Raw genomic sequence first — 25429 nt, 5'->3', positions numbered from 1 at the left:
TACCTCTTTTTACTCTTTTGGTGTCAGCCTTAGGTAGCCTAACATCCAGTTTGATATTTCATTGAAAATTGGCTTTGCGTCGGCTCCACCACCCATGTTTTTACCAGGAGCAGATATCTCTACCATAGCTACATAAGACGGAGTCGCTCCTTTCTCACCGCCATAACCAAGATACGTTCCGACCGTCTGATTATCAACATATTTACCGTTGATTATGGTCTGAGATGTTCCAGTTTTGCCTCCGACGAGATATCGCTCCGACCCGTCTCCTTTCGGATTGTATGTTGCATAATGCGCCTGGTGGACCATCTCGCGGATTGTCGCAGATGATGACGCCGATATAACTCCTGGGAATTGTCGTTTCAATGGCGCCTCTTTGAATTGGCCATCTTGATCAATTGACCCCGCAATAACCGTTGGCATGTGATAGATACCGCCATTGACAATAGCACTAAAGCCACTGGCGACTTGCAACATAGTTACATCCATTCCCTGGCCAAACACCATATTACTGTAGCGGACCGCGTTACCCTGTACGTGATCAGGTGATATGACGACTCCAGCCGACTCGTTTGCGAGCTCCACCCCCGTTACCTGACCGAGACGAAAACGATTATAAAAATAATCATAGATCGTATTACGAGCACCTCGTGTAATCCTAGAGCCGTCGCCGAGTAGTTGCGCTACCGTTACGACCCCGGTGTTTAACGATAGATTAAGCGCCTTTTGCATTGTAATATCACCAGTATGACCAAGGCTAGCATTTTTGATCGTTATATCCTCAACACGGATCGAGTCAGTATTGTTGTATGTCGTTCCTGGGGTAATTACCCCCTTATCAATGCCCATTGCCATCGTAAACGTCTTTACATCTGAACCAACTTCATATGGATGAGTGATAACGTCATTACTTACTTGATCCTCATCCTTTATCTCGTTTAGCTTACCTGGGTCATAAGTTGGCAGATTTGCCATCGCCAATATCTTACCCGTTTGAGGATCCATGACAATTGCACTAGCTTTTTTTGCACCGCTTCGAGCAAGCCCATCGGCAAGGGCCTGCTCTACCCTTGCCTGTACATTTCGGTCAATCGTCAGCACCATGTTCTTACCGTCAACGGCTGGCTTTTTAATATTTTTGTCAGAAACCGTCAAAGGCACCGAACGAACGTCAGTCACAGTCTTGAGCATGCCGTCTACCCCACGCAGCGTTGCATCATTCGCCTGCTCAAATCCATATTTGCCCTTTCCCTCTGCATCCACAAAACCCAGCACCTGACTAGCTAGCTGTCCCTCTGGATAGACTCTTTGGCTAACCGCATCAAACCCAATACCAGGTAGATTCTCCTTTTTTAACATCTGCGCCTGCTTGCGTGAAACTTTCGTTGCAAGCACCTGGTAGCGCGATTTCTTAACGTCAAGGTATTTTGCAAAGTCATTCCGAGCGTTTCCTCCGGCAATTTTATTGATTGCCGTCACCACTGCCTGCTTATCAACTATCATCGTTGGGTCAGCCCACACCGTATAAACTGTCTCGTTCATCACCAACTTATGCGGAACTCCGCTATCCATCGTATATATCTCGCCTCGCTTTGCATGAAGTGTAAACTGCTTGATATGCTCACTGTCAGCCTGTTCAACATATAAAGCGTGCTGAATTACTTGGATATGAAAAAGCCTTACCACAAAAAGCGCCATCAGCAGAACGGTGATGATGGCAATATATTGCGCTCGACTTAATCTAAAAAAATGTAATTTCATGGAGAGGAAACGTTATTCACTGACAGAACGAGTATCTGTCGGGGTCGCCATGTTCTTAGCCACACTAGAGTTCTTCACTGATTGTAGCGCAGTTAGTCGAGCATTTTCAACTTCGAGGTCGTTCTTTTGTTCTGTCAGATTTGATATCTTGTTGGACACTTCATTTGCCGCATAGTCATAGCCCGATACGCGGGTCGCCTGCGTGAGGTAAATCAGTCCGAGAATAGTGAGCATCAGAGCGACCAATACGGTGTGAGTGATTGGACCAAGCTTGACAGCAGAGGCGAAAGCAACTGTATTCTGATTTCGAGACCAGTTGGTTTGGCGCCTGCTATTAAATTGTGTGGTTCTTGCGTATGACATTTGTGGTGGGCTTATTTTTGTTTTTTATTTTTTGTATTTACATGATTATAGAGCCCGCCGGGAGCCGCGCTACTGCGGCCCCGACGCCTCATTTTTTTTAAAAGCGCTTTAGAAAGATAGTCTTATTTGAAGCGAACTTCAACTTTGACTTCTTCTGAGGCGTTTTGTACTGGGATGCGAACTGGCATGTCCTTTTCCCCTTTCTTTTGTTTATTTTTTCACAGCGACACGAAGCTTAGCACTACGTGATCGCGGATTGTGAACATCCTGAGTGGCCCCACTAATCGGATGCTTGGTCACAATATCAAGCTCAGCTTCATAACCGCTCTTGGCTTGCTCAGCAAAATATCGCTTAACGATCCGATCCTCCAGGCTGTGGAAGCTAATGACACCAACCCGACCGCCCTTTTTTAGGAGCTTCGGTAGTAGCGGCATGACTTCCTCAACCTGGCGGAGTTCGTCGTTGACCTGGATCCGAATGGCCTGAAAGGTGCGTGTCGCTGGGTGGGTTTTTTGCCACTTACCGACATGAGATTGCCTGATAATATCTGCGAGCTGACCCGTACTCACGATCGGCCTAGAAGTGATAATTGCATCCGCATAGCGTTTCGCTACGCTTAGCGGTTCTTCGCCGTACTCTCGAATGCAACGGACAATATCACTACGTTTTGCAGTGTTGACAAACGTTTCGGCCGTATAGGCTTGACGTTTATCCATTCGCATATCGAGAGGACCATCGTGCGTAAAGGAAAATCCTCGTTCAGCTCTATCAAGCTGAGGTGACGACACCCCCAAGTCAAGCAAGATCAAATTATAGCTTCTCCCCTCCTCTACAAGCTGTTTGGCAGCGCTAGCAAAGTCGGCATGAAGCAACTGAGTTCCTTTTTTAGAAAATTCGGTCAGATGACTCTGGGCCATCTCGTCCCGATCGACTAATGTCGACTCAGTATAATTAGCAGTTTGCGCAAAAATTGCCCGTGCGTGACCGCCATACCCAGCCGTCAGGTCGAGGTAATTCTCTCCTGATTTAGGATCAAGCATCACGAGGACATCATTGAGCAAAACTGGAACATGAAGTGGTGGATGTTCTTTAATACTCATATGACCCCACTATACCACAGCGTGGTCTTTGTGAAGGTCATACTCGAGATCACCAAACTGGCAGTGAAACTTTTTTGTTTTCGCAGTTCATAGTGTTTGTTTTTGATAAGTTATTGGATACGCATCGACGGGATCCGCTAAACAGATCATAACCAATTACGTACCCGAGAGAGACTTATGTGTTGTGAGAACACCCTAATCAGTGCATGTACTTTTCGGGGATTCAAATGTGAGGTGGAGTTTTTTGGGAGGTGTTGTGTTAGAGGAAGGTACGTTCGACTATTTTTATAGTGGATCGATAAACCACTGTCTCACTACCAGATTGTTGATCTCGAGGATATCTTTACTTGTTAATGTACTGGATAAAAAACAGATAAGTAAACTAATCTAAGCGCTGAACTATCAGCGGACGGCTACAACATAGATAAAGAGCGACCCTAACGACGTACTCGCTGGAATGTTGGGTTTCGTGTTTCTGCCCTATCATCGTTGTATTGTATTATGTTTGGTTTATGTTGTGGTGTTTGTGTGTGCACGTATTTTGGTTGTGCTTTTTCCACTGACCTCATCATACCCTTACATCGCATAATACTGCAATACCATTTTTTGACATATCTTCTCATTGTGGTTACGTTTATCCACAGTTTTGTGGATAAGTCAAATATATAACAGAGATAAAGTATGCCCCACACTTTTTATAGACTGTGGTATTTTTTGCTATATTACACCAGCGAAACAAGTGTATTAGCAACCGCCACCGGATTGTGACGAATCAAGTTCCGTGTCACGGGTATGTGCTGATCGACAGGGTTGTATTCGGCAATCTGCCCAATAAAGTTACCGCCAATCGCCTCATAGGAAGCAGAAGCAAGCGCCTCTGGATCAACTACAACAGGATACGCATGTTCAGTTTGATATCGCTCTAGCATCTGCTCAGAAGGCATCTGATTGTTATATAGAACAACATCGAGAAAGCCACCTCCGCCAAATCGCTCAATCTCCGCTGCATGATCAGAAACCGTAAAATTATTTGTCTGACCATCTTTTGTGACCAGATTACAAACATATACCACCTTCGCCTTTGTTCGTCTGAGGGCATCGCCTATCCCATCAATAACCAATAAAGGACCGAGTGATGTGTATAGATCACCAGGTGCGATCACAACCAAATCAGCTTGTTCAATTGCCGCAATCGCCATCGGATTAACTGTCGGAATCGGGTCAAGCGACAAAGTAGCACGACGCGGATCGTGTTTGAAATGATCTGCGTCGATTACACGTTCGCCATGTAGCGTCAGGTCAGATTTACCGCCCCAACTCATAACCAGCCGAACATCGTCAAGCGTCGCTGGTATAACGTTACCATTTACTCGCAAGATATCACTAGCCGTCTCGATAGCTTGAGCGAAACTACCTGTTGTTTTTTCGAGCGCCGTCAAAAAAAGATTGCCAAAAGAATGTCCCTCGAACGTACCTTCCTCGAACCGATAGTTAAACAGATCTCGTATTCGTGGCGAGCCACTCAACGCCACCAAACATTGCCGCACATCACCAGGGGGTAACACACCCAGCTCATCACGTAATACACCTGTGCTTCCTCCGTCATCTACCATGTTGACAAGTGCTGCTATCTGCGAGGTGTGGTCTTTGAGGGCCGACAACAGCATAAAGCTCCCCGTACCACCACCGATCACGGCAATCTTCATCTCGCTAGGTGCAAATGGCTCATTCATCAAATTATCCCCTCATAGTTTTCAACACTCGCGCAAACCATACCGCACTCGGCCTCGGCGTCCGCTTGCCAGTCTTGTAATCGACCTCAAATAGCCCAAACCGTGGCCAGAAACCCTTATCCCACTCGAAATTATCGATTAGACTCCAGTGCAGATAGCCTATCACCTCTGCCCCATTTGTCATCGCCTTGTTGATACCCATGACTGTCTGCGTAATCCACCATTTTCGATGTTCGTCCTTTGCGTCGGCCGTACCATTTTCGGTAATAAAAATTGGAAGCTGATACTTTTCATACAGTCGTTCAATCATCCGCTGAATATGCTCCGGCTCCATACTCCAGCCTAGGTCGTTCACGTGATCGTTAGGGTTATGTACTCTATACCCATAAACGCGATTACTAAAATAATAATTCACACCTATAAAATCACAATTTTTGACGACTTTTTTCATAAAATAATCATCGTTTAAGTACTGTATTACCGCCGCCGCACGAACGCTCAATGCCGAGTCGTCGCCCGGGTACACATATAGACCATTATCACTGACCGACACCTTATATCGTCGGCTCATAGCTCGCAAACGCTTAGAGATGCGGTTATGTGCTCGCGCGAGGTTATTCATCACACACACTGTCTTTCTTAGACTCTGTACCTGAGGCGGCCACTTTGCTCGATAGTATGATTCGATTGCGTACACCTCTGGCTCATTGATAGTGATAACGTATTTCACGGTTGACCCCAGTTCCGCCAATATCCGCTCCGAGAAATTCACAAAATGATCAACGTTCGCTCGTTTTTCAAATCCTCCGAGCTTGGCAAACCAAACAGGGAGCGTGAAATGAAATAGCGTTACAATTGGCTCAATGTCCTGCTTCTTTAGCTCTGCTAACACCGACTTATAGTGCTCTACTGCCTCTGCGTTCCAAACACCCTGCTCAGGCTCAATTCGCGACCACTCGACACTAAATCGAAAAGCGTTCATATTCATCTTTTTTACAAGCTGAATATCCTGCTCGTAGAGAGTGTAGTGATTCGCTGCCTTACCCGAGACATAGTTGCTAGCTGACTTTGCGGCGCTACGAATATCAGGCCAATTCGCCAGATCATCATACTGATACGGCGCTTGTGCGGCAAGCGATTTCGCGTTTTCGAGTTCCCACACGCTCCATTGATTATGATTTCCACCCTCTACTTGATGAGCGCTTGTCGAAACACCCCACAGAAATCTTTTCGGAAATGAGAGCTTGGGTCGTTGCGGCATATAAGTGTATTATATCAACTTATTCATATAAGACGAAAGGTGGTAACTACGCGCCAATCTCGACATCAGCAGAAGCACCTCCGCTATCACGAAGTTCTTTTTTGCCCTTTAGCTCGTATTTAATGCCTGTCATATCGCTCGTCACATAGTCGTCATTAAGTAGATTCACGAATTTTGCAGCATCTTTTGCGTCCATGATAATAATCTCGCCCGTAGCATCATCTGTCATGAGCTCGAGACCCATCTCGTCAGCGTGGTCGACAACCTGGTCTTGGGTCACCATCGTCGGATCAACTTTTTGCAACTTGCCAACCAAGCTTGGTGTATCGCGCACTAGCGAGTCAAACGTCATTCCATCAGGAAACTTGAGCTTAAAATGCGCTTCAATTTCTTTAATCTTCTCCTCGGCAACTGCAAATTTCTTTGCGTCATATCCAAACATGCGGATAAACTTTGTTTCGCTAAACGCAAATATATCCTGCCCTGCTACTAGCACTTGATTATCGGGTGTAATGCGCAGACCCGCATCAGCCGCAAAGGGCTGAAAAGAGTCGCCGTTGTACATCCAAGCAGTTGCGCCCTTTAGGACCTGGGACTGCGGCAAAAGCTTTGCGATGAAAAACGGCTCAGCGTCGGGACGTGAGAAGCGCGCAATGATACCCTTTACTTTCTTAAATTCATGATCGCCCTCGCGAAACACCTCTAGGCTTTCTTCGCCGTACATAATCTGCTCGATCACTTCCTGGGCGTGCTCAACTCGCTCCAATACCGTTCGCTCAAGCACATTATCCTCAGCGACTGCAGCCTCAAAATCTCGGACCAGCATACCAGTTGCCGCCCCTGTTTGGACCTGGCTTATCATGTCATACAGGAACAGTACTTTGAGTTGCGCTTTTAGCTCTTTAGCATAATTAGTTGCATAGACAGTGTAGCCTTTGGTAAAGAGAAAAAGATCAACCTCTAGTGCATCTTTGTGTGCGTCTGCCTGGTTGGCCCACAAAAAAATATCTGTTGGTTCTGGTTGTTTTTCGGTAGTTTCAGTCATATAACTTAGTGTACTATTTTTCTGAAAGTTTGCATAAGCTACAAATAGCCCAAAGTTACAAAACCTCTAGCCTACCTTGATTCATCTCTACGCGTTTTGTGTCTCCGAGATACTCTGCGTCTATCAAATGCTTGTGCCCTATCGCCCGCATTTCATCAATAAACTCTGCACCTATGAGATTCTGATACGTGATTGTATCCGGAGTCTCACCTATAACTCCTCGTAGCTGTCGAGCTAGCTCACGCCCATCTCCCCTATGCTTTGAAACAAAATCTTCTAGCTGGACCGTCGTACTATCATACGTAATTACAAATGCCGGCTTTGTACCACAGCGTACCAACACACGCATCCATGCTTTAATATCTTTCCGAGGTACCACAAGTGTAAGTTTATCTACGGGGATACGTACGTCGTTTGCGTCATTAACATATTTCTCTATGCCATCTGCTGCATTCATAATCCGGCGCTCCAAGTCATCCATCACGCCCTCTAGCACGGCCCAGTCATTTGTATCCACGTGTGTAGCCTCAAGCCACAGCTTGGCAAGCGTCGCTCTACCCTGTTCATTCATTAACCGCGAAGTAGCACGAGTTAACTTCAGATCTCCTTTGTCGTCTCTCTCTACGTACTCATCGATATCTAAATCTATAACACCCTCTAGCATATCAGCACGCTCAGGCTCTTCTACATCGCTCAAGGAACACAATGCATAATATACACCCTCAAGCAGCCGCGCCTGAGTGTAGGCGTCATAATATTCCTTGGCGTCAATGTTTCGTGAAAGCTGGACTACCTCGTACGGCGCCGGTTTATCGGGCACTGCAAGCTGTGTCGTTTCACCGAGTATCTTTTCGGGCGACGCGATAAATCCTGCCATATGGTGACGCGTTGACGGTATCGCCTCAATATCACCAATACTCCAAGATATGCCCTCTTCACCGCCATTATCTTCACGATCCGACTTACCCCCAAGAGCGTGCGCGTTCATCAAATATCCACTCTGGAGGGTTTTGATGAGACGACTAGTGATCGAACCGTGGAACAAAAAGGTGCCACTTGGAAACTGCCTACGCACAGTTTCACGAGCAGAGCCTGAGGTGTCAGTAACATCAACCACTCTGTCTCTGTAGGCCTCGATCATCCTCTGCTCTATTTCTGGTTTAAGCGGAATTGCTGAGGTAAACGCCTCAATCGGCTCAGTAAAATACCGCTCCCTCTTACGCCTCACTTCTCGAATCTGCTGTATATATGTGGACAACGCCGATGTCGCTACCTGCGACAAGTCACCATTGGCGTCCTCAATTTGCCTACGCACTTCAGGCGAGGTATCTTCGTGCTGAGCAATCAATTGATTAGGTGTTTTTGGACGTATTTTCATTTTTGTATCTACAAGATATACCGCTATACTATCATATATTTAATAAAAAGTCAACTTAGAATCGATAACACCCAGAGCCTTCTATTGATCTACCGACTCAGTGCGGACATTAAATAGCTTCAAGGTCCTTAATATAACTACAGTTTGCACCAGCGCCAAGAGTCCCGCTAGTACTAGTGCCAGCCACAACCACGTACCGCCAAATACACGGCCAAGCTCAAACCCAGACGAGGGGCCTACGAGCCCATACACAAAATACTGTATCGCCTGTAACTTATCCGACAGCAACCAGCCCAATACCCCAACCAACAGATAGCTAAATACATAAACCGCAACTGACGATACGGCAAATAATATACCAAAGTAAGCCGTGTAAACGCCCATCATACACCACCTTTTCATGCCCAGAGTGCGTAATAGCACTATCTCTTTACCATCATCTGTTACGAGATTGATATACGTCATACTGATAACCACCAGAGAAACTAGTGCAACGATAATAGCAAGACTCACCGTGACCTTGGATATTTTTGATAAAACATCTGTAGTGCTGATAATGTTTGTACCAACCTCACTCAATCGATACGTACCCTGTGTACATCGCTGGCTGACTGTCGGACAGCTAAACTTTTGATAGGTTTCTATAACGTCTTTCTGGCTATCAAACCTCTCGAGCGTCATCTTGTGACGTGTACCCATAGTAACTGTGCTGCTTGCGATAAACATATCTTGGTTTAGCTTGGCGCTAGACGAACCAGCGGGGATAACCGCTGCATTAATAGTGCCCGCTCGTAACATCGAAAATATCGACGTTAGCTGGTCCGTAGTTTGCGACGCATACCAGGAGATATCCGGCAAAACACCAACCACCCTAAAGCGAACCTTCCGTACCGATACTTTAGTGTTTGAGCCTAGTTCATCAGCAATTTTCTTGGACACCAAGTCTTTTGTATCTGCAAGTGAAGCGCAGTCAGTCCTGGCTAAATTTGAACTGCTTTTTTCGTCAGCCAAGGCCTGTTGCAAGAGTGCCATCTCGTAATCACTTCGGAAACAAGCCTCTACCGTCTTGCCAGACGCCTGAGTGGCCATCTGTCTAGCCTCTCTGATCATATCCTCAAAATTATTTGTCCTGCTTATCTGCGAGATCAGTCCTATCGACCTCAGCTCTGACATAGGCAACAAGATTGGTATTTCGTCCGCCGAAACGGTATTAAGTGAAGTAGTAATGTATGGCCTCAGGACAGATTCATCGAGAATCAGTGGCGCCTGACTAGAAAAAACATCACTCTGTTTTTCACTATGGACAATAGGGTCTCTACCGTTAACATACATGCTCAAAAAACCACCACGAGGTATGGCTTGATAAATACGGGTCGATTGCGACGCCAAACCTAGCGGCCGTAAACTACCCTCTCGATACTCGCTTGATGCGCGATAATTCTCTACCGCCCATTTACCGATTGAGCCATTTGTCTGTACCATCTCTCTACCACCCTCGGATACTATGGGATTCTCAGACAGAGTGAGCAGGCTAGGGTCTACTCTACCCGAATTAGCCTCTATTATAGACTGGATACGTTGGTATTTTTGTTTTGCTAGACCAATCACTTTATTGTTTGTTGCTAGCTCACCCTCATCAATATCTTGTCCCGAAAGTAGATAGTAGCTACCTTTGTGCATCGCCTCATTTTGTGGAACAAAAAATGAGCCAACCGCAACTCCAAATAGCACAGCTAGCCCAACAAGCAATAACGGCAAAGCCGAGAGTAAGACAATCCGAATATTCTTCTTTTTGTAGTAGCGTAGCTTACGACCAACAATTAATTGAAATACCCTCATTCTATTCATCCACCCGCAACCTTCCCTGATCAACCCTAACCACCCTATCCGCTCGAGAAGCTATCCTTTGATCGTGCGTAACTATCAGGACTAGTCGATCCATCGTATGAGCGACTTCGCTCAGCAGGTCGATCACCTGCTGCGCCTTAGGCCAGTCTAGATTACCGGTTGGCTCATCAGCCAGAATAATCTCTGCATCACGAACAAGTGCCCGCGCCACCGCAACTCTTTGCTGCTGACCGCCCGACAGCTCCGACGGAAAATAGCTAGTCCTGTCACCCAAGCCTACCAACTCTAGAGTCCGCTCGGCTTTAGCACGAGACCCAGCCTCATCAATACCAGGCATCAGTAACCGACCGATTAGCACATTGTCATAAACACTCATGTATGGCAACAACTGGTAGTCTTGTGAGATATAGCCCACAAGCGTACTCATATAGGAGCGAAATTCAGCTAAAGTTACCGCCCTAGAAGACTTGCCGTTTACAACAATCTCACCTCCGTCAATCGTATCGATACCTGTAATCAACTTGGTTAAAGTCGTCTTTCCCGCGCCGCTCTCACCTACGATCGCCACCAGTTCTCCTGATTTTGCAGAGAACGAAACATCGTCGAGGACAACAACATCTTTGCCGTCTTTGTGATACCTCTTATCGACCCCCTGTAGTTCAAGCGTTAGCATATATTCATATTAGCATGAGTATTATCGAACAACATCTTCGCCGAAATGCTTCTGCAGGCGCATTTTAATACTACCCTCATGACGACCAAGCTTTTTGCTAAGGCTTTTTATGTTACAACCATTTTGGAAATCTTCCTTGAGCGTTGCGTCATCAGAATCAGTCCACGGCATGTAAGCATTTGGATACGTTTCGCGCATTTTGGCAATCTTTTCTGACCAAGTTGAACCAATCTGTTTCTTCTTTTTCTCTAAAGGCTGATTGTTACGAGAATTAGCCTGTACCTCGAGATAAGCAAATCGTTTCGCATCTTGAGTAGCGCGATAACGCAATTGCTCATCAATCATGCGTGCATCATCGCTCATTACAAGAGCCATTCGATTAATGCCAGCGAGATATAGGTTACCGATATCCTTGACTCGTGAAAGCGCGACATATCCCATTCCAGGCACAAACGCTTTGCGCAGGTCAATCCGTGCCATATCAAGCGTCATCCCCTGACTTTTGTGAACTGTAATCGCCCAGGCAAGCCTGAGTGGAATCTGACTGATACTGGCTCGCTTTTTGTCGCCATCTCTTAGCTCCCAGGTATCTGGTTGCATGGTCACAGTTTTGCCATTTAAAAACTCGACAATTGGATACTCCGTCGCCGGCTCAAAATCAACAACCGTGCCGATACTACCATTTGCATATCGACGATTCATATCATTTTTGACCGCCATGACAAGCGCCCCTTGCTTGAGCGTCAGAATCGCTGGCGCAAGCACCCCACGCTGTAGATTCTCGACATAATTTGCACTTCCTGTACTATGCTGCTGATAAATCAGCTCATCGCCGTCAAGCTTAGCAAGTTGCAATTCGTTGATACGATCCACATCTACATTTGTAGTATGTAGCTCGGTTAATTTAGCATCCTCAGGCGGCTCTACATCAGCCCGAGCGAGTAGACATTCAGCGTGTCGACGCCTTAAATTATTTGTCCTCATACTAGTCAAAATGTCGAGTAATTCATCACCCTCTTTTTGCCGAAATTGTTGGTCAAGATAAATAATAACCGGGTCGAGCTCCTGCCATACGCTACTATTTACGACAAATCCACCCTCCCTACTGCCATCGCGGTTAACTGGCGGTAGTTGAAAAAAATCTCCCGACATAACTATCTGGATACCGCCAAACGGCTCATCCTTTCGTCGAACCAGTCGACAAACCTCATCAACCATATCAAGTCTATAGTCATGAAGCATTGAAATCTCATCGATGATCAATATATCAGTTTTTTCAATAATTTCACGTCGACCCTTTGCCATATGCTCGACAAAGCCATTACCGATCGCGTCACTTACACCTATCCCCGCCCAGGCGTGAATTGTCGTACCGCCGAGATGTGTCGCAGCCAACCCTGTTGTCGCCGTTACGCTGACATGTTTACCGTCGTGTTTTGCAAGCTTAATAAACTGGTTCAGCACAAAAGTTTTACCCGTCCCAGCCGGACCAGTCAATAACGCGCTCTGCCCAGAGAGCAATACCTCAAGTGCTAACGCCTGATTCATTAATTACAGTATAGCGTGAGTCTTATCAGTTTTTTGTTGTACTATTTATCCCAGGTAAATCCATGCCCAAAATGGCCATACCGTGCCGTCTGCTCAAATTGAGGCTTATCGAGCTTGAGGGATTTCACAATACCGCGAGGACTGAGATCATACCCCTCGACACATTTTTCGACACCATCGACAATCGCCGTCGCCTCAAGTGGCTGATCGTAACCAATCGCATAAGCCAGATAGACATACACCTCTTTTGCACAAAAACGTCTCAGGTAATCTACAGCAATTCGTCGCGCCATATAAGCCGCACTTCGGTCAACCTTTGTTGCATCTTTACCGCTAAACGCACCGCCACCAATCGGTATACGAGGACCATAGTTGTCGACAATCAACTTACGTCCAGTTAGCCCAGCGTCCGCTTCAAAACCACCCTGAGACCAATCTCCAGCTGGGTTTATGTGCAGCCTCGGTGCGTTGCTTCGTCCTTTTTTAGAAACCTTGCCTACATAGCTCTGCGTGCGAATCCATTCTTTTACCACCCGCTCCAGCTCATCGTGTGAAGCGTGCTGAAAACTAGCTACAACCGAATCAATCTCGCCGTTACGTAGAGTCACCTGAGTTTTACCATCATACGGCCACTTCTCATAGAGATACTGGTTTAGGCTACGAGCAAGAGATGTCTCGAGAGGTATCATCTCTGGCGTTTCATTCGTCGCGTACCCCACCATAATTCCCTGGTCGCCCGCACCACCAGCGTCAACTCCACGAGCAATCTCAGGACTCTGTTTGACAATATGTTCGATAATTTCAACATCTCCAGCAAGTCGCTTGACGATCGGCACCACATCGACGTATTTACTCGCAGTTACCTCACCCGTCAAAAATACCGTCCCATGCCCTCCGCAGACCTCAACTGCAACACGCGCTTGACAATCGACCGCCAGGTAGGCATCTAGAACAGCATCAGAAATCTGATCACATATTTTATCTGGATGCCCCGGGCTAACACTCTCAGCAGTTCTATAGTGAATATTTTTTTGTTCTGACATAATTAAAACCCCTTTCATCTACCCCGCAGCGTAGATTAAAGGAGTTTCACTTGACACTCATTTCGCATCTATCCCGCTTCGGGTTGGACTTAGCACCGTTGCTATAGTAGCCGGTTGCTGGCGAGTCATTGGGCCAATCCCTCGTCGCTCTCTTGATACTTATATTGTTAACGTTTTTATTGTATCAAAAAGTTATTCATGTTGCAAATAAATCTACACGAAAAGAAAGAATATCTACAACCTAGCACCCCCCCTAGCTTTGTTTGCCCACTCATCAGCCAACTCATTACCCTCATGACCCACATGACCACGCAGCCAGACTAGCTTCGCACGCGAAGTATTGTATAGTTCATAGGCTTCCTGAACAAGTTCCAGATTTTTAATTGGACCACCGCTTTTTTTCCAGCCCTTACCCGCCCATCCAGGCGCCCATTTGGTTATCACGTTGATCCAGAATTCACTGTCGGTACGAATCTCACATTCCTCCCCACCGGCAAGCTTCAGCGCTTCAATGATCGCATATCCTTCCATACGAATATTGGTAGTATCGCCCTCTTCACTGCCTAGGGCGACCGGCCTACCGTTTTCAATTACGGCATAGCCGCCTGGACCGGGATTTGGACTTGCACTTCCGTCAGTAAAAAATATTCGCATCAATTTTTCCTTTTTAGTATAAATCTCCTTTCCGTATCATACCATGAGCTTCCAAGTGTCACTATGAGCCTGTCAATATCAATCCCAGAGTGCCAAAAACCTAGCCACATAATCCCTCAGCTTCACAGATCAACAACATACACACACTATATATAGCGTGCCCATATATAGCGTTTATGGTAATGTGGAAAAATTATGCACATACCCACACCGACACTAGACTAGTGTCATTTCTACTAATGCTTGAGGCAATACGGACTAATGTGCCATACTTGTGGATACAATATTGATATAGAGAGAATTTCATGTCTGAATTAAGCCGACCAAAAGTACAGCTAGAAAGCCCGTTTGGCGCTCCAACACGCGAAAATATCATCACCAACGTAGCCTATGCCTTATTGGCTATGCGAGACAGCCTAGGGCGCGGGGAAGCTCCGTTTGCCAGTCACCTACTCTACACACAAATGCTTGACGACCAAAATCCTCATGAACGGGACGAGGGTATTGAAGCTGGGCTCGTCATCGGTAGAGACGCGCAATTTACTGCTGTGTACAGTGATTTAGGTGTAAGTCGTGGTATGGAATATGGAATTAAACGCGCCGAAAAAGAAGGCCGCCCAATTGTCTGGCGACGACTATACGACACGGCCTTGACTGCACTAGAAATAGAGCACATAGTTCGTGACAAATCGCCGCTTCCTTTAGATGTCATTGGCGACATATATGCACGTTCTCATGAAAACTAGCTTAACCAGTCATATGGTTATTGCATATCTGTTGCCATTTCGCATGAGCTTTATAGGCACGTACGGGTGCATCTACCTCGCTCTTTTGCAGCAATAGCTCTTCTGGGTCGACAAACTTTACTTCATCGCCGCCCAGAATCTGCTCAATCCGCGCTGGCGCTGCCGCTACTTGCTCGGGATAATACACATCCAGCGAGAAACCTTCACCGTGCTCCTGAGCATTATGCGTCTTCCCCAGCGCCAACACGCGCTTACCATTTTCTTTGAGCTACCGCGCCATCTCCAGTCCAAGCCCACTCGTCCCACCAAGAATAATATGCATGTGGTTATTATAGCAGGAGGAGTGATGGACTGTAAAATACCAAGCGTAGTCACCTCAGTTAAGATAATTGAGTGTCTTTACTGCGCCCTCAACTTCTTCATCAGGATATCGTAGCCATCAGTCACCTCATCGTGCCGGCTAGTAATCCCCAACTCAGCCAGCTCGCTTGCCATGTCGTCTTTGGTACCAATATGCGTATCGCTCCACTGAAAATACTCTAATAATTCATTAGCCTCCAATGATAACGAAATTGCCAAACCACGCGAACTCTTCGTCTTATTCCACTGGCGAACACAGACGTGGCTCATTACCAACTTTTGTACTTCTTCAAATGTCATGTCATCTCCTTTACTATGACTTACAACGCTGCCGTAGCCCAGTCCCAATGCAGCCCCTACTTCATTAGTCGCAGCCGCTCAATCAACCAATCCCGCGGCAAAATTGACAAGAACCAGCCAGCGCGTGGGCCGGAATCTTTGCCAATGAGCACGCGGTAGATGGTCGTGAAAAGTTCCCGCGGCGACAGCAAGCCGCTTTCCTTGTAGGCGTAAATTGCTTGATGAAACCAATTACCATCAGCCTCAGCCGGCGCCTCGGCGATATCGTCGGCCAACCGCCGTAAATATTCTTTTTGTTCTGGCGAAAACTCGTCAGGACGCACCTCGTCCGCCAGGCGAAACTTCAATGACTCAGGCGCCCACTTTTCCAGCCACCGGCTGACGTAGCCTAGTTCCGTGATGATCACCGCCTCTTCCTCATCGACGATGCGAGCGTACTCCGGACTGCGCCGCAAAATCTCAATCGTTTTTGCCATGTCGCACAGCGCCGCTTGGTATGAAATGACCAGATGCGAGAATGGAATTGAGCTGACCGCTGGATGACTCAGCCCGTCAGTACACAAGAATAATAGCTGTTCGTCGAGCTCATTCTGCGGATGCTGCTTCATTGTTGCAAATTCATCAACCAGCCGCACCAGGCTGTCGGTCTCGTCAAAATACAGTCGCTTGGCTGGCGAATACCGGAGCATGAAATAGCGCACCACCTCAGGTGGCAGCATATCGACAACATCATGCGCGTTCACGCCGGTGCCCTTGCTGGCACTCATCTTTTTGGTATCGCCAGTGCGATTGATAAAATCATACGGCACCGGCACTGGTGCATCAATGTCATAAACCTCACGGGCGATCCGCTTGCCGGTATCATACGAGCCGCCCTTCGTCGCGTGATCACGACCAAACGGCTCAACATCAACGCCGAGCAACCACCATCGCCCCGGCCAGTCCAGCCGCCAGTCCAGCTTTACCTGCCCGTCATCATACCGGACCGTGTGCTCCGAGTCATCATGACTACGATAGGTGATCGTTTTAGCATCGCTATCCATGCTGATGAACCGACGATTTTTCAGCCGACCATGCTCCATGATCTGAATTGGTGACCACTGATCGTCCAGCTGCCGGCCCGATACCTCCTGGATGGCGGACTTGGCTTTGTCAATACGGCTCAGCGAGCGCTCAATGGCCGGCACAAAAAACCCGCTCCGATACTTATCGCTAGCATAGATCACGTCCATGGTGACGCCAATTTTATTGGCACTGTCGAGGAATGGCTTCAGGCAAAAATCTCCCCACGAACCATACCGATCATCTGGTGATGGCACTGTATAGAGCGGCATACCCAAGTACTGCTCGTAACTAGCCGGCAGATTGACCGGCACTTTACGAAAGGCGTCAAGGTTGTCTGAAACGTGCACATGGCGCGCCCGAATACCTGCTTGCTTCAGCGCCCGCACTACGGCGTCAGCGATGACAATTTCACGCAAATGCCCCACATGATACACGCCCGACGGCGACGCACCCGAGGAAACCAAAATCTCTTTATTAGTATCCTGAAAAGTATTTACTATATCATTAAGCCACTTCATGTGCTACATTATATGCTAGTTTGTTACATTAATTCATAAACTGTTAGAAGGGTTAACATATTAGACGAACAATTTCGAAAATTATTAGAAAATAATATCACATGCTATGCTTATGAATATGAGTTTTACTACAATCTGAGAAATGTAATAGCAAAACCAAGAAACTTTACAAAGATAGCGGGAAGAATAACAAGAATTGTTAACGATAAAGAGTTGACATTGAGCGACCATTCGGGTGATATTGATGTGTACATTGACAGTTTAGATCTGAATATCGTCAGGTTGCTAAACAAAGGTGACATTGTTGGCGTCGCCATTACATATGATAGCTCTAATGATAAGTTCATAGCTAATGATTTAACTCTACTCACCAAAACCCGCATCGGTATTGATTATAAGAATACAAACAAGGATTACAATCTTAAATACAGACATCTTTCTCATATTAATGACAAAAAGATAGCGAAAAATATACAGCTTCGCAGTAAAACTCTCAGTTCTATCCGCAAATTGTTGATGGATGAAGGTTTTATGGAGATTGACACCCCTCTCCTTCATCCATTTCAAGGAGATTCCACGTCCCGCCCAATCTTTGCAGAGACAGCGACATACGATGGGTTGCGTTTTGCCCTAGCGTCTTCACCAGAGCTATATTTGAAGAAGCTTTTAGTTAGTGGGTTTAATAAAGTTTTCACTATAAATAAGGTATTCAGAGACGAAAAGATTGATAGAACTCACTTAATGGAGTTTACTTCAGTAGAATACTATATGGCTTACGTTGACTACAAATATATGATGGATTTTACAGAAAAACTCTTAAAAAACCTTGCAAAAGAAATTACAGGAAAGTCAAAACTAACCTTTATGGACAATGTCTTAGACTTTTCCAAGCCATGGAAACGAATATCTATTCACGATACACTATTAGAAAGGTTCGGCAAGGATTTATATGCATTAGATTACAACGAGCTAATTGATGTTGCAAAAACGATAGACATAGAGTACTCTGAGCAAGCTTCGCCAGGCAATATAATTATTGACATATTTGAAAAACTTTACCTGTCGTCCTTAATACAACCTACTTTCATTTACGACTTTCCAAAAGATGCTAGCGTCATGTGCTACGACATAACGATGGCTAAAGATCACAGGAATAACAACTTGATGCTTGAAAGGTTTGAATTATATCTTGGTGGTATGGAGCTTGCAAACTGCTATTCAGAACTCAACGACCCCGAGGTGCAGAAACAAGCTTTTGACAGATTCTTAACTAGGCGAAATAAAGAGCTAACCATGGACGAAACCTTCTATCATGCGCTACGCGTTGGTATGCCTCCAGCGGGTGGCGTTGGATTTGGTATTGATAGACTTCTCATGATTCTAACAAATTCCAGCGATATCATAGACGTAGTCCCATTTTCTACCTATCATGAGAGTCAAAAAAGCAATTAAAATATTTGAAAAGATTCGCGACTTGCCCTACGGAACAAGTGGCAGTGATGAAGTGTGGTCGTGTTACCAAAAATGCGTACTCTTGAAACAAGAACTGCAGCATATCGGTATTACCAGTCAATTGCTAATTGGTGTTTTTGACTGGCAAGACCTGCAGATCCCCGAACATATCCTCAAAATTCGCCGCCAACGATATGAGAGACATGTGATACTACGCGTATTTATTGACGGATCGACGTATGATATTGACCCGTCGATTGACATTAGACTTGCACCAACCTTAACAATAGCTCATTGGGACGGCACTTCAAGCACGGCAACCATGGCGTCACTCAAGCATTTACGCATCTACCGACCACACTCATTGCATGAGCGTATTTTGTCGCGATTACGACGCAAGTTATTTCGGGGTAATCCCAAGGAGTTTTACACTGCGATTGACAAGTGGCTAGCAGACACACGAGCACATCAGTCATCCTAACGATCGCGGTACAGACTGAGCCAGACACTAACCTATCAATTGCTGTCATTGCCAATTTGACCTCGTTCTCATTTTTAGGCAAAGAAAAAACAGTAAATCTGTAATTCTTAGGTTTACTGTTCTGTGTTAATTTTTATTAAATTATTAGTTTAACAAGCCCCGAATTACCTACTTGTGATACTCTTTTATTGTATGTTCATATTCATTCAAAAGATTCTTTGAATAAATTTTTTCATTTTTTGAATTTCTAACTTCTTTCCAAAGAATAGAAGCTACTTTTAATTTGTTCGAATAGTTGCGGCTATTTTCATCTGCACAGAAATCCTTTAAAAATTGATTCCATTGACAAACAGAATTATCATACTTGGCATAATCCGACTCTCCATAATACACCTTCAGCATATCTTTGATTGTAAATTTGCCATCCTTTTCTCTTTTTACTTTCCGCCAAGCAGTAGCCATATCAGCAGTAAATTTAAAAGGTGTAATACCTGTTACGGCGGAGAAATATTCTCTAAATTTTGCATTAAAAGAAAAACCACATTCAAGTAATGGCATGTCTAATGTAATATTTTCAACTTGCTTCTTTTCATTTTTTATTAGTGATTTTTTAATCAGATTACCCTTAAAGTACTGCTCAATAATGTGATTGAGTTCTTGTTTTGTACCTCTATATTCTAATCCTAATGACTTGCAAATCTGTGAAAGTTCTTCACGATACCAATAATATTTATTAAACTCGTCAAACGATGTAGTTTTATCAAACTCAGGTCTACTTTCTATCAATATTTTAGCTCCTCAAAACTAATTTATTTTTTCATATCTAGTATCTACAGCTCTCCGACCCTCACCCGCCGCTGCTCCGTCGTATCTCGCTCACGCACGGTGACGGTGCCGTCACCGCCAGCTTCTCCCGGCAAGCCAACACTTGATCTCGCTGAGAACAACACCCTTAGCCGCCAGCGCAGCCAGCAACCCTTTTTTATCTCGCAATCTAACTTTTATCTCAATTTCTCTCATATATGAATGATACAATGTTTAGGACACGCGCATCTGCAAGTGGCGCTTCAGCCAATCAGCAATCGTATCAATATCGAGATGATCGGTCGCGACGCGGACAGCAAAGTCCTCTATATCTCCGCACCATACCACGAAGTGGCTAATCACCGTCTTTTTGGACCAGGTCCTTGTAGAAGTCGAGCAGCCTGTGAGTGCCGAAGGGTTCACCTATGCAGTCGTGGAGCATGTTCCATGAGATGAAGCGCAGCGTGTCGGCCCTTCTCCGGTTGAAGAGTCCGAGGGCTCCGATGAGGGGCGACAGGATGGCGGGTGACATGGTTGCGATTTTTGCAGGCCGATTGAGAGCTTGGAAGGCGCACTCAGCGAGCCCTTTCCAGGTGAAGACCTCAGGGCCTCCCACGTTCCATGTGCCCTCCTCGCCGTCGGTCAAGCGGTCGATGCAGAACTTCGCGAGGTCGGCGCCGTGAATGGGATTGATCCTGGTTTCCGGGCGGAAGAGGAAGACACGACCCTTTTTGGCCATCTGAAGAATCTGGGTCATGTCGGAGAAGTACCCGGGGGGATTGATGATCTGACTCGATATACGGGAGGCTGTCAGTTCTCGGGCGAAAGCGGTCTTTGCCCGGGTCAGCTGTGCCGGGCACTGGTCGCCTCCGATGACGTTGACGAAGCAGAAGTGCTTGACACCGTGCTTCTCCGCGGAACGGAGGACGGCGAGATTGGCCTGGTAGTCGATATCCCAAGGATTGGCCTTCTGCTTGGTGACCCCCAAGGCGGATATGACGTCGTCGGCCCCTTCTGCGACATCGGCGATGAATGCGGGATTCGTGACCTCCCCGACGGCCCAGTCGTCGACGAGGCCATCCAGTGAGGGAGAATCCCAGGGGCCTGGAGAGACGGCCCGCTCGCGACTGCGGGTGATCGCGCGCACCTTGTAGCCACGGCGGTGCAGCTCGGCGACGACGAAACGTCCGAGATAGCCTGTGGCTCCGGCTACGAGAACCGTTTTATGCTTCGTCATTTTGCCCCTCATTTTTGAAATTAACAACCAATTGTATACACATAATACCATACCTGAAGCCATTAATCACGCATCGGCCCGATAATATCCGTATTACCAAAGTAAGAATCAGTCAACACCCGACGCCATGGCGTATTAGTTGCCGCAGCATATATCATTTTGCCGATATCACCACGACATACCAGTAGCACCGTTTGATCAGGGTGTCGGACACGCCATAGAATCAAGCACCCGCTGGCCACGAGCTAATAAATCAGGAAACGTCTCAGCGCCATCAGGACGTAAAAAATAGGTCACGTTTTCTGTTTTGATGATGTCCGGCGCACACATTTCCTCAACATCAGCGGCCGGCCTACCGGTCATAATGCCAAAATTACGCTCGATTAAATCATCGTGAACTATCGGCTCGGCAAGACCCAGCTCCGTCGCCACAATTGCTGCCGTCTCGAGAGCCCGATCAAGTGGCGACACGTACACCACGTCAAAAACCAGCTCCCTATCCCTGATGCGCTGCGCCAATTGCTGCGCCTGCTGACGCCCCAAATCAGTCAGCGGCAGGTTGCGATGACCATTCAAAATCCCACGCACATTGTCTTCATCTTGGCCGTGGCGAGTTACTCCAACTGAATCTCGTGCAACGAGATGTCCGTTGGTAAGTTTTGTCATAGGGACAATTATAACACTTCCAGCTTAAACCCAGCATACGTACCGTCTTGCTTATAGGCTTTTGAGCCTAGGAACGAAGGAATAGCCTGAAGTTCATCATTATAGACAAAATTCTCAAGACCATCTATGCTCTTTTCTTCCTCTGGCAGAATTTTTCCTATCATCTTATAAAAAGTTCGTTCCTGGTCAATCATCTTCCCATCCAAGTATCGTTCTATATCAGTGCATATCTGCTTGTACAAATCATCATTCAGGCGCGAATTAGACACCTCATAAGCCACGAAATTCGACGCCACTGTAGTGATATCGTTTAACGGCGAAACCACTAAAGTATCTTTTATAAAACTAGAGTTGATAAATCTCTGCACTACTTCATTATTTCTATCTGCCGTTATCAAAATATTTGGCTGCTCGGCAGTGGTCGTATGAAAATCCAATACCAACTCCGGCTTCAATAACCGAATCCGCTCCTCAATCACCTTCGCACGCCGACCCTCATAAGTATCCAAACCAAGTCCATAACTCCTATTTAAGTCCGATTCGGTATACCGCACATTCTTTGCGTAAGCGCGAGGATTAGCTATGATAAATTCTATATCCTCCAGTAGCTTAGACCTTTTGGAGAGCATATATGCTAGCACATTTGGGCCTAATAATTCGTTACCGTGGGTGGAAATTATTGCGAGTATTTTTGTCATAAATATTCCCTTATTTACTAAATCTATTAAATATATCTTTACAATACTTACTGCTTATTATATAGTTCCTGCCATTTCATATGAGTTCTATACGCTCGAGCTGGCGCGTCAACCTCGCTTTTCTGAAGTAATAACTCCTCAGGGTTAATAAACATTACTTCATCACCCTCTTCACCTGGCGCAAAGTCAAAATTCTCCGGCCAGACACGGCAATAAAAACAGATTTGATTAGCATCAATCCGCTCAATATACATCTCATCCGACGCGTCAAAAAGCTGATAACGCAAACCGCCCTTGTAGCCAACCTCTTCGTACAACTCGCGTTTCAGCGACGACTCAATCGTCTCGCCAAAATCCATACCACCACCAGGCAAATCCCAATACGTCCGATCAATTTCTTTGACAACCAAAATGTGCCCAGCCTCGTTATAAATCAATGCTTTGAGCGAAATGCGATACAAACAATCCAGATGATCCGTACCATCTAGATTCTGCTTGATGATATGTCCTTTGGTGGTTTTTGACATAAGGATAATTATACTATCAAGCGCCTTTATCAGATATTTTTAGCTGCTCCAAAGTATTCACAATGACACCAACGGAATATATCAAATATTCAGACTCCACAGCTCCTTGCGTATTAGAACCATGCTTTGATCCTGGGTTGTAATGACTATCTAGCGTATTAAGCTGACTGGTAATGGAATTGCGAAAATGATTGGCAACACCAGCCTCTTTAAGGACACTTCCTATAGTTTTTTTATTAGCCTCAAGACCTTTTGTATTATTCAGATATTGCCGCAAATACTCTTCAAGGGTAAGCCGAGTGGCGTTTGATGACTCATTCCATTTCCCCGAAGCATATTCTCTTAACGCCTTCTCATATTCACCTGCACTCTTACCATCTAGGCTCAATAAAGTGCGCTCTACGACCTTTTCATCTAGCATCGGCTCACCTTGAGGATAGGTTACATATTTTCCTCTCTTATCTTTGCTGATCCTAATTCCTACATTTTCATTATTAATTATCGTAACGATCATATCCTTTTGATTATCGCTAATTACACTAGAAACTAGGATACATTCAAGTTTCTCCGCCAAGGCTACGGTAGATACTATACCTGAAAAATACTTTTTGAAATTAAATACTCCACCTTCATAAGTAAGTTCTATATACTTCTCTAGCGGAACCGCCGCTATAAATGCAAACTTATTTAGCTTACTACTATCTCGAACATACAAAGAATCGCCTATTAGAGCGCGTATTCTATAAATCGCTGTAGTAATATTATCCTCAACACTTGGCTCGGACAGCCCCCACCGTCGACGAAAATCATTAATCACGATAACTCCTCAACCTTCACCCGTCTCTGCTCCGTCGTATCCCGCTCACGCACGGTCACCGTGCCGTCCTCCAGCGTCTGGAAGTCGATGACCACGCAGTGCGGCGTGCCAATTTCATCTTGGCGGCGGTAGCGTTTGCCGATGTTACCGTTGTCGTCCCACATCACTCGGCCCGGGTTGGCTTTGGCGAGCTGGGCGTAGACTTCGCGGGCTTTTTCCACCAATTCTGGCTTGTTTTTGAGTAGCGGTGAAACGGCAAATCTTACCGGCGCCAAGTGCTCTGGCAGCGCCAAGTACACCCGCTTTTCACCGTTTTGCTCGTCCTCACGGTACGCACCCGACAACACCGCCATCAGCGCTCGCTCCACACCAAAGCTCGGCTCGATGACGTGCGGAACAAATTTTGTGTTCGTCCCTTGACGGTGTATTCCATACTCTTACCACTGACCCGCTGGATATTCATCAGGTCAAAATCGGTCCGGTAAGCGATACCCATCAACTCCTCGCGACCGATCGGATAGTCGTATTCGATGTCGATCGTTTTTTTGCTATAGTGTGCCCGATCCTCCGCTGGCACGTCTAGCTCGTGAATGTGCTCTGGTTTCAAACCCAGTTCCGCCAAAAACTCATGCGTCGCCGCCAGCAACTCATCAAACGCCTCTTGCCAGTGCTCAGGATCGACGAAATATTCGATCTCCATCTGCTCAAACTCGCGACTGCGAAAGACGAAATCGCGCGGCGCAATTTCATTACGAAACGCCTTACCAGCTTGGGCAATACCAAACGGCAAATTCGGGTAGAAACTATCGACGACGTTTTTGAAATTAGTGAAGATACCTTGGGCAGTTTCCGGACGGAGATAAGAAATACTGTCATCACTCTCAGTGGCACCAACGCGTGTCTTGAACATCATATTGAAAGTGCGCGACTTGCTTAGCGGATTGCCATCAGGGCTTTTGATGCCGCGCTCCGCAATCACCGCATCCATCTGCTCCATGGTCATACCATCAGCGTCAACACCATTGTCTTTGAGGATATGATCGGTGCGGTAGCGTCGGTGATTAACCATATCTTCGCACAGCGGATCGACGAAGGTATCGACATGCCCACTCGCCTTCCACACTTTCTGATTCATCAGAATCGCCGCATCCACGCCGTACATATCGTCGCGCTCGTCAACAAACCGGCGCCACCACAAATTCATGATATTACGCTTCAATTGCACGCCCAACGGGCCGTAGTCCCAAGTACCGGATAGACCACCGTAAACCTCTGAGCCCTGATAAATAAACCCTCTACGTTTGCAGAGGCTAACAATATCTTCCATTTTTGCTTGACTCATCGTCATGT

Annotated in this window: 23 protein-coding genes, 2 pseudogenes and 1 riboswitch; of the genes and pseudogenes, 3 read left to right on the top strand and 22 right to left on the bottom strand. The window is 46.1% G+C overall.

What is annotated here, in order from left to right; genetic code table 11:
• Positions 1-9: 9 nt before the first annotated feature.
• The 12 genes from GWK75_01290 to GWK75_01235 form a co-directional block, all read right to left on the bottom strand.
• On the bottom strand, positions 10-1761 hold the full coding sequence (locus GWK75_01290; protein ID QHU91096.1) for a hypothetical protein: 1752 nt from the start codon (positions 1759-1761) through the stop codon (positions 10-12).
• Positions 1762-1773: 12 nt separating this feature from the next.
• Complete coding sequence (locus GWK75_01285) at positions 1774-2124, bottom strand: hypothetical protein (GenBank protein ID QHU91095.1); 351 nt, start codon at positions 2122-2124, stop codon at positions 1774-1776.
• A gap of 210 nt (positions 2125-2334) precedes the next feature.
• On the bottom strand, positions 2335-3225 hold the full coding sequence (rsmH, locus tag GWK75_01280) for a 16S rRNA (cytosine(1402)-N(4))-methyltransferase RsmH (protein QHU91094.1): 891 nt from the start codon (positions 3223-3225) through the stop codon (positions 2335-2337).
• A 722-nt stretch (positions 3226-3947) separates the two neighbouring features.
• Positions 3948-4958 carry a uridine diphosphate-N-acetylglucosamine-binding protein YvcK gene (gene yvcK, locus GWK75_01275; protein QHU91093.1) on the bottom strand — a complete coding sequence of 337 codons (1011 nt, stop codon included), beginning with the start codon at positions 4956-4958 and terminating at the stop codon, positions 3948-3950.
• Positions 4959-4962: 4 nt separating this feature from the next.
• Positions 4963-6219 (bottom strand): family 1 glycosylhydrolase, encoded by a 1257-nt coding sequence (locus GWK75_01270; GenBank protein QHU91092.1) that lies wholly within the window; start codon positions 6217-6219, stop codon positions 4963-4965.
• A 46-nt stretch (positions 6220-6265) separates the two neighbouring features.
• Positions 6266-7264, bottom strand: a complete 999-nt coding sequence (locus tag GWK75_01265; GenBank protein QHU91091.1) for a DUF4868 domain-containing protein — start codon at positions 7262-7264, stop codon at positions 6266-6268.
• 55 nt (positions 7265-7319) lie between these two features.
• Positions 7320-8642: a hypothetical protein gene (locus tag GWK75_01260; GenBank protein ID QHU91090.1), complete on the bottom strand. Its 1323-nt coding sequence runs from the start codon at positions 8640-8642 to the stop codon at positions 7320-7322.
• Positions 8643-8723: 81 nt separating this feature from the next.
• Positions 8724-10490, bottom strand: coding sequence for a hypothetical protein (locus GWK75_01255; GenBank protein QHU91089.1), 1767 nt, complete (start codon positions 10488-10490; stop codon positions 8724-8726).
• Positions 10483-11163, bottom strand: a complete 681-nt coding sequence (locus GWK75_01250; protein ID QHU91088.1) for an ATP-binding cassette domain-containing protein — start codon at positions 11161-11163, stop codon at positions 10483-10485. The genes GWK75_01255 and GWK75_01250 overlap by 8 nt, the downstream gene beginning before the upstream one ends.
• A 21-nt stretch (positions 11164-11184) precedes the next feature.
• Positions 11185-12711 (bottom strand): AAA family ATPase, encoded by a 1527-nt coding sequence (locus GWK75_01245; protein ID QHU91087.1) that lies wholly within the window; start codon positions 12709-12711, stop codon positions 11185-11187.
• Between the two features lie 41 nt (positions 12712-12752).
• Positions 12753-13754 (bottom strand): methionine adenosyltransferase domain-containing protein, encoded by a 1002-nt coding sequence (locus GWK75_01240; protein ID QHU91086.1) that lies wholly within the window; start codon positions 13752-13754, stop codon positions 12753-12755.
• Positions 13755-13815: 61 nt separating this feature from the next.
• Positions 13816-13916: riboswitch (SAM riboswitch) on the bottom strand.
• A gap of 72 nt (positions 13917-13988) precedes the next feature.
• Positions 13989-14408, bottom strand: a complete 420-nt coding sequence (locus GWK75_01235) for a ribonuclease HI (protein ID QHU91085.1) — start codon at positions 14406-14408, stop codon at positions 13989-13991.
• 305 nt (positions 14409-14713) lie between these two features.
• Between GWK75_01235 and GWK75_01230 the strand changes: the two are divergent.
• Positions 14714-15046 (top strand): annotated as a pseudogene (locus GWK75_01230) (hypothetical protein).
• A gap of 109 nt (positions 15047-15155) precedes the next feature.
• Here GWK75_01230 and GWK75_01225 read toward each other — a convergent pair.
• From GWK75_01225 to lysS, 3 genes are all read right to left on the bottom strand, one after another.
• The gene (locus GWK75_01225; protein QHU91084.1) at positions 15156-15401 is read right to left on the bottom strand and encodes a hypothetical protein; all 246 of its coding nucleotides are present in this window, start codon (positions 15399-15401) and stop codon (positions 15156-15158) included.
• Positions 15402-15553: 152 nt separating this feature from the next.
• Entirely contained in the window at positions 15554-15814 is a 261-nt protein-coding gene (locus tag GWK75_01220) for a hypothetical protein (GenBank protein QHU91083.1), read from the bottom strand.
• Between the two features lie 56 nt (positions 15815-15870).
• The gene (lysS, locus tag GWK75_01215; GenBank protein QHU91082.1) at positions 15871-17397 is read right to left on the bottom strand and encodes a lysine--tRNA ligase; all 1527 of its coding nucleotides are present in this window, start codon (positions 17395-17397) and stop codon (positions 15871-15873) included.
• 219 nt (positions 17398-17616) lie between these two features.
• On the opposite strand from lysS, the gene GWK75_01210 reads away from it, so the two are divergent.
• Both GWK75_01210 and GWK75_01205 read left to right on the top strand, forming a co-directional pair.
• The gene (locus tag GWK75_01210; protein QHU91081.1) at positions 17617-18849 is read left to right on the top strand and encodes a hypothetical protein; all 1233 of its coding nucleotides are present in this window, start codon (positions 17617-17619) and stop codon (positions 18847-18849) included.
• Positions 18827-19330 carry a hypothetical protein gene (locus GWK75_01205; protein QHU91080.1) on the top strand — a complete coding sequence of 168 codons (504 nt, stop codon included), beginning with the start codon at positions 18827-18829 and terminating at the stop codon, positions 19328-19330. The genes GWK75_01210 and GWK75_01205 overlap by 23 nt, the downstream gene beginning before the upstream one ends.
• Positions 19331-19498: 168 nt before the next feature.
• On the opposite strand, the gene GWK75_01200 is transcribed toward GWK75_01205, so the two are convergent.
• From GWK75_01200 to GWK75_01170, 7 genes and pseudogenes are all read right to left on the bottom strand, one after another.
• Entirely contained in the window at positions 19499-20116 is a 618-nt protein-coding gene (locus tag GWK75_01200; GenBank protein ID QHU91079.1) for a hypothetical protein, read from the bottom strand.
• A gap of 373 nt (positions 20117-20489) precedes the next feature.
• Positions 20490-21371, bottom strand: coding sequence for an NAD(P)H-binding protein (locus GWK75_01195; protein QHU91078.1), 882 nt, complete (start codon positions 21369-21371; stop codon positions 20490-20492).
• Positions 21372-21569: 198 nt separating this feature from the next.
• Positions 21570-22037 (bottom strand): histidine phosphatase family protein, encoded by a 468-nt coding sequence (locus GWK75_01190; GenBank protein QHU91077.1) that lies wholly within the window; start codon positions 22035-22037, stop codon positions 21570-21572.
• 8 nt (positions 22038-22045) lie between these two features.
• Entirely contained in the window at positions 22046-22735 is a 690-nt protein-coding gene (locus GWK75_01185) for a hypothetical protein (GenBank protein ID QHU91076.1), read from the bottom strand.
• Positions 22736-22782: 47 nt separating this feature from the next.
• Complete coding sequence (locus GWK75_01180) at positions 22783-23262, bottom strand: NUDIX domain-containing protein (GenBank protein QHU91075.1); 480 nt, start codon at positions 23260-23262, stop codon at positions 22783-22785.
• 16 nt (positions 23263-23278) lie between these two features.
• Positions 23279-24079, bottom strand: a complete 801-nt coding sequence (locus tag GWK75_01175; protein ID QHU91074.1) for a hypothetical protein — start codon at positions 24077-24079, stop codon at positions 23279-23281.
• Positions 24076-25421: pseudogene (locus tag GWK75_01170) on the bottom strand (glycine--tRNA ligase). Before GWK75_01170 ends, GWK75_01175 begins: the two are co-directional and overlap by 4 nt.
• Positions 25422-25429: the final 8 nt, after the last annotated feature.

This window comes from Candidatus Saccharibacteria bacterium oral taxon 955 (assembly GCA_010202265.1).
Classification (GTDB): Bacteria; Patescibacteriota; Saccharimonadia; order Saccharimonadales; family Saccharimonadaceae; genus Saccharimonas.
The sequence above is the reverse complement of the archived record's forward strand: the minus strand, read 5'-3'. Positions and strand labels throughout refer to the sequence as shown.

Coding starts and splice junctions, on each gene's coding strand:
- GWK75_01195 (QHU91078.1), bottom strand. CDS start 21,371: ATGACGAAGCATAAAACGGTTCTCGTAGCCGGAGCCACAGGCTATCTC.
- GWK75_01290 (QHU91096.1), bottom strand. CDS start 1,761: ATGAAATTACATTTTTTTAGATTAAGTCGAGCGCAATATATTGCCATC.
- GWK75_01185 (QHU91076.1), bottom strand. CDS start 22,735: ATGACAAAAATACTCGCAATAATTTCCACCCACGGTAACGAATTATTA.
- GWK75_01245 (QHU91087.1), bottom strand. CDS start 12,711: ATGAATCAGGCGTTAGCACTTGAGGTATTGCTCTCTGGGCAGAGCGCG.
- GWK75_01285 (QHU91095.1), bottom strand. CDS start 2,124: ATGTCATACGCAAGAACCACACAATTTAATAGCAGGCGCCAAACCAAC.
- GWK75_01255 (QHU91089.1), bottom strand. CDS start 10,490: ATGAATAGAATGAGGGTATTTCAATTAATTGTTGGTCGTAAGCTACGC.
- GWK75_01240 (QHU91086.1), bottom strand. CDS start 13,754: ATGTCAGAACAAAAAAATATTCACTATAGAACTGCTGAGAGTGTTAGC.
- GWK75_01235 (QHU91085.1), bottom strand. CDS start 14,408: ATGCGAATATTTTTTACTGACGGAAGTGCAAGTCCAAATCCCGGTCCA.
- GWK75_01220 (QHU91083.1), bottom strand. CDS start 15,814: ATGACATTTGAAGAAGTACAAAAGTTGGTAATGAGCCACGTCTGTGTT.
- GWK75_01265 (QHU91091.1), bottom strand. CDS start 7,264: ATGACTGAAACTACCGAAAAACAACCAGAACCAACAGATATTTTTTTG.
- GWK75_01260 (QHU91090.1), bottom strand. CDS start 8,642: ATGAAAATACGTCCAAAAACACCTAATCAATTGATTGCTCAGCACGAA.
- yvcK (QHU91093.1), bottom strand. CDS start 4,958: ATGAATGAGCCATTTGCACCTAGCGAGATGAAGATTGCCGTGATCGGT.
- rsmH (QHU91094.1), bottom strand. CDS start 3,225: ATGAGTATTAAAGAACATCCACCACTTCATGTTCCAGTTTTGCTCAAT.
- lysS (QHU91082.1), bottom strand. CDS start 17,397: ATGAAGTGGCTTAATGATATAGTAAATACTTTTCAGGATACTAATAAA.
- GWK75_01250 (QHU91088.1), bottom strand. CDS start 11,163: ATGCTAACGCTTGAACTACAGGGGGTCGATAAGAGGTATCACAAAGAC.
- GWK75_01190 (QHU91077.1), bottom strand. CDS start 22,037: ATGACAAAACTTACCAACGGACATCTCGTTGCACGAGATTCAGTTGGA.
- GWK75_01205 (QHU91080.1), top strand. CDS start 18,827: ATGAGAGTCAAAAAAGCAATTAAAATATTTGAAAAGATTCGCGACTTG.
- GWK75_01180 (QHU91075.1), bottom strand. CDS start 23,262: ATGTCAAAAACCACCAAAGGACATATCATCAAGCAGAATCTAGATGGT.
- GWK75_01270 (QHU91092.1), bottom strand. CDS start 6,219: ATGCCGCAACGACCCAAGCTCTCATTTCCGAAAAGATTTCTGTGGGGT.